Raw genomic sequence first — 3,598 nt, 5'->3', positions numbered from 1 at the left:
GGCTATGGCATCCTGCAGCCGCGCGTGGTCACGCCCCTGCCCGGGCCGGCCGAACACACGCCCTTCCACTGGATGTTTGCCGGCCAATGCGGCATCGACCCGTACAGCAGCGGCGCCTCCGAGGTGTACCAGGACCTGTTCGGCAGCGGCAGCTTCGCCGGCAAGGGCCTGCTGCATGTCGAGGCCGTGCATGCCGTGCTCGACGCGCGCCTGCCCAACGACACAGTCCTCAGCCACGACCTGCTGGAAGGCAGCGTCGCACGCTGCGGCCTGGTCAGTGACGTGGCCCTGGTGGAAGACCAGCCGCACCACGCAGGCGTGGCCGCCGCGCGCACCCACCGCTGGACGCGCGGCGACTGGCAACTGTGGCCCCTCATGCTGCACGCCGGGCACTACGGCATCGACGCGCTGGGGCTGTGGAAGATGGCCGACAACCTGCGCCGCTCGCTGGTCATGCCTGCCACCTTCGGCCTGCTGGCCTGCGCCGTGTTCAGCACGGTGTTGCCACTGGCCACCGCCCTGCTCGTGGCTTTCGCCGCCTTACTGGCCGGTCCCGTGCTGGGCGCACTGGCTGGCCTGGTGCCAACCCGCAAGGGCATTGCCTGGCGCCATTTCTTCCATGTGGGCCAGAGGGAATTGTTGCGCGCCCTGGGCGGCGGCGCCTGGCAGTTCAGCCAGCTTCCGGCGCAGACCGCCTTGCTGCTCGACGCCGTGCTGCGTTCGCTCTGGCGCATGGCCACCAGCCGCCGCGGTCTGCTCGAGTGGACCACCGCCGCCCAGTCCCAGGCGGCCGCACGCGACGACCTCATGGCCTTTGTGCGCCAGCACGCTGCCGTTTCACTGTTTTGCGCAGCGCTGGCGGTGGCGGCGCTATGGAGTCCGCATCCGGTGGCGGGCACCGCTCTCTTCCTGTTCTGGGCCGCGTCGCCGCTGGCCGCCTGGTGGGCCAGCCGGCCCCGCCCGGCGGGCCCGGTACACCAGCTGCAGGACGGCGACCGCCAATACCTGCACACCCTGGCGCGCGACACCTGGCGCTTTTTTGAGCAGTCCGTCAGTGCCGAAGACAACCACCTGCCGCCCGACAACCTGCAACTGGTGCCTGAGCCCACGCCGGCGCACCGCACGTCACCGACCAATATCGGCCTGTACCTGCTGGCCGTCTGCTGCGCGCGCGAATTCGGCTGGATAGGCACGCGCGAAGTCATCGAACGGCTGGAGGCCTCGCTCGCCAGCATGGACCGGCTAGCCAAACATGATGGCCACCTGCTCAACTGGTACGACACGCGCACGCTGGAAGTCCTGCAGCCGCCTTATGTCTCGGTCGTCGACAGCGGCAACCTGGCCGGGCTGCTGCTGGCCGTGGCCCAGGCTTGCCATGCCCTCGCGCAGGACAAGGCCGAAGGCGAGCCGGCACAGGCGGCGCTGCTGCGGCTGGCCAGCCGTTGCCAGGCCCTGTATGCCGCCATGGACTTTCGCGGCCTGTACGACAGCAAGCGCCATCTGTTCCATATCGGCCTGCGCGTGCAGGAGCAGGCGCTGGATGCCAGTTACTACGACCTGCTGGCGTCCGAGTCCCGGCTCACCAGCTTCCTGGCCATTGCCAAAGGCGATGTTCCGCGCCGGCACTGGGCCGCGCTGGGCCGGCCGTTTCTGTCGGTTGGCGTGGCGCCCGGGCTGAAGTCCTGGTCGGGTTCGATGTTCGAGTACCTGATGCCTTCCCTGTTGATGCACGAGCCCCGGCGCGGCCTGCTGCACACCGTGGCGCACGCGGCCGTGGCCGAACAGCAGGCCTACGGGGCCGCGCAGCAGCTGCCCTGGGGCGTGTCCGAGTCGGCCTATTTCGCGCAGGACCACTCCCTGGCTTTCCAGTATTCGCCTTTCGGCGTGCCGCGCCTGGCGCTGCGGCGCACACCGCCGACCGACCGGGTGGTGGCGCCTTATGCAACCCTGCTGGCCACCTTGTTTGACCCACATGGCGCCGTGCTCAACCTGCAGCGGCTGGAACAGCTGGGCGCGCGCGGCGCACTGGGTTTTTACGAAGCGCTGGACTTCACCGTTTCGCGCCAGCCCGACAAGGCGCATGCGCAGGCCTTCAGCATTGTGGAAGCCTTCATGGCACACCACCAGGGCATGGCACTGGCGGCCCTGTGCAACGTGCTCTGCCACCATGCACCGCGGCGCTGGTTCTGCGCCGACCCGCTGGTGCGGGCCCACGAGGCGCTGCTGCATGAAAGCACGCCGCGCCAGATCGTGCAAAGCGCCGACCCGCGGCTGCCGCCCGAGCCCGGCGGCTACCAGGCGCCGCCGGTCTTCCAGTCGCGCGAGCTGAACCCGCTCGGCGCGGGCTGGAAACCCACACACCTGCTGTCGAACGGCCACTACAACGTCGCCCTGCGCGCCAACGGGGCCGGGCTGAGCCGCTGGCGCGGCCGCAACATCACGCGCTGGCGCGATGATCTGCTGCGCGACGGCTACGGCAGCTTTTTCTACCTCGTGCACCCGGACGCGGACGGCGGGCAGACAGTGAGCTCGCTGACGGCCCGGCCGGCACCGGGGGCAGGCTGGCGTTACCAGGCGCGCTTCATGGCCGACCGCGTCCAGTTCGACGCGCAGGGCGATGATCTTGACACAACCATCACCGTGCTGGTCAGCCCCGAGGACGACACCGAACTGCGCACGGTGGTGCTGCACAACACCGGGCGCGAGGCGCAGGTGCTGACCCTGGTTTCCTGCTTTGAGGCGGTGCTGGCCGACCCGCGCGCCGACGAAGCGCATCCGGCGTTTTCCAGCCTCTTCGTGCAAACCCGCTGGGAGCCGGAGTGGCGCGCTCTCATGCTCACGCGCCTGCCGCGCCTGCATGGCGACCCGCAAATGGCGGTCTCGCATTTCCTGGCCGAGGCCGATGCAGACCTGGTGTCGGTGGAAGGCATTGCCGACCGCCGCGTCTTCGCCGGACGCCACCAGCCCGCACACCAACCAGCTCTGGGCGTGCAGCCCATCGACGCAGAAGGCCAGCCCATCAACGGCCTGGACCCGGTCGCCAGCCTGCGCGTCACGCTGCGGCTGGCGCCCGGCGCCATGGCCCGGCTCAGCTTCGCCACCACTGCCGCCGAAACCACGGAAGGGCTGACGGCGCGCATCGACAAGTACATGCAACCCATGCACGTGGAACGCGCCACCCGCATGGCCGCAACGCTGGCCCAGGTGCGGCTGCGCGACCTGGCATTAACGCCCGAAGAGAACCTGGCGCTGCAGGACCTGAGCACGGCGCTGATGTACAGCGTGGCCCGGCCGGCCGAACGCACGCCCCTGGACCAGCGCATGCTCTGGCGTTTCGGCCTGTCGGGCGACAGGCCCATCGTGCTGCTGCGCATCCATTCGCCCAGCGGCATTCCCCTGGTGCACTCGCTGCTGCGCGCCCAGCCCTGGTGGGCTTTCGGCGGGCTGGCCGTTGATGTGGTGGTGCTCAACAGCGAAGCCAACTCCTACCTCATGCCGCTGCAGCGCGACATCCTGGCGCTGCGCGACCGGCTGATCCAGGCGGTGCAGTACAGCTTCCCGTCCACCGAAGCCGCGGGTGCCTCCCCGGGCTTTTACC

General features: G+C 69.6%; 1 protein-coding gene. It reads left to right on the top strand.

Translation table 11 applies throughout. The features are described 5' to 3' along the window. Positions 1 to 3,598, top strand: a 3,598-nt coding sequence (locus WA904_RS04515; protein WP_425195932.1) for a glucoamylase family protein, incomplete at both ends; no start/stop codon positions are given.

Origin of the sequence: Polaromonas sp., from assembly GCF_049790275.1 — a bacterium.
Taxonomy (GTDB): Bacteria; Pseudomonadota; Gammaproteobacteria; order Burkholderiales; family Burkholderiaceae_C; genus Polaromonas.
This window is presented reverse-complemented; position numbering and strand designations above follow the sequence as displayed.